This is a genomic window from Massilia sp. CCM 8734 (assembly GCF_011682155.1).
Taxonomy (GTDB): Bacteria; Pseudomonadota; Gammaproteobacteria; order Burkholderiales; family Burkholderiaceae_D; genus Telluria_A; species Telluria_A rubra.
Genome location: NZ_WHJI01000137.1, coordinates 1 through 1,306 on the forward strand (window position 1 = coordinate 1; position 1,306 = coordinate 1,306).

General features: G+C 60.3%; 1 protein-coding gene. It reads left to right on the forward strand.

Annotation, left to right across the window (positions count from 1 at the left end):
- Window positions 1-64 precede the first annotated feature (64 nt).
- Window positions 65-1,262, forward strand: a protein-coding gene (locus F2P46_RS35860; RefSeq protein WP_166899286.1) for an IS3 family transposase whose coding sequence is annotated in 2 segments (ribosomal slippage) — window positions 65-336 and window positions 335-1,262 — 1,200 coding nt in all. Because the reading frame shifts where the segments join, the coding sequence is not laid out codon by codon here.
- Window positions 1,263-1,306: the final 44 nt, after the last annotated feature.

Here is a 1,306-nt window from a genome sequence, read left to right on the forward strand (position 1 = left end):
TATAGTGGATCCATGATTTGAGACAGTGGTTTAAGCTGTAATCCTGAACAGGGAAAACAGCAAAATGACGGAACGAAAGAAACGGACAGTTCACACGGCGGAGTTCAAAGCCAAGGTCGGTCTGGAAGCAGTGCGTGGGGTGAAGACGATGAGCGAGATCGCTCAGGCCTATAACGTGCATCCAGTGATGGTCGGGCAGTGGAAAAAGGAAATTCTGGAGCAGTCCAAGGCTTTGTTCGAAGCCAAGCGGGGTCCCAAACCAGTTGACGAGAACGCCAGCGAGGACCGGCTGTATGGCGAGATCGGTCGACTAAAGATGGAAGTCGATTGGCTCAAAAAAAGTTGGGGGAGTAAGCACCGAGACCAGGATGGGCTGGATCGATGGCGCTGAGGAGCTGCCGCTGAGCCGACAGTGTGAGCTGGCCGAAGTGGTACGTTCGACGGTGTACCGGCGATTGGTTGCAAAAGTGCCGCACGACGCGGACGCGGAGGACTTGCTGCTGTGCCGCTTGATCGACGAGGAATACACGAACCGGCCGTTCTACGGCAGCAGGCGGATGATGGTGTTCTTGCGAGGAGCGGGCCACCTCGTCAATCGCAAGCGTGTACAGCGCCTGATGCGCGGCATGGGATTGGCGGGCATGGCACCAGGCCCGAACACGAGCAAGGCGCATCCGAAGCACAAGGTATACCCCTACCTGTTGCGAGGTGTGCCGGTCGTCGGGCCGAACGAGGTGTGGAGCACGGATATCACCTATATCCGGCTGGCGCGCGGCTTCGCCTATCTGGTGGCGGTGATCGACTGGTATAGCCGCACGGTGCTGTCCTGGCGGCTCAGCAACAGCATGGATGCTTCGTTCTGCGTGGACTGCCTGGAGGACGCCTTGCGCGAGCATGGCAAGCCCGAGGTGTTCAACAGCGATCAGGGCTCGCAGTTCACGAGCACGGTGTTCACAGACGTGCTCAAACGGGAAGGCGTGACCATCAGCATGGATGGGCGCGGCCGGGCATTGGACAACATCTTCGTCGAACGCCTGTGGCGCAACGTGAAGCATGAGGACGTGTACCTGAGGGGCTACGCCAACATGGCGGAGCTGGTGGTGGGGCTGGCGCAATACTTCGCGTTCTACAACGCTGAGCGGCCGCACCAGTCGCTCGGTTACCAGACGCCAATCAGTGTCTATCGTAGCGGCGTCGGCGGCGGTGCGCTGATCGTTGACAAGTACGGCCCAGCGGAAATAGCCGTATCGGCAGCGGCGTGAGGGCGGCGACCTGGGGCGCTGCCCCAGACCCCGCCCTGCCAGGG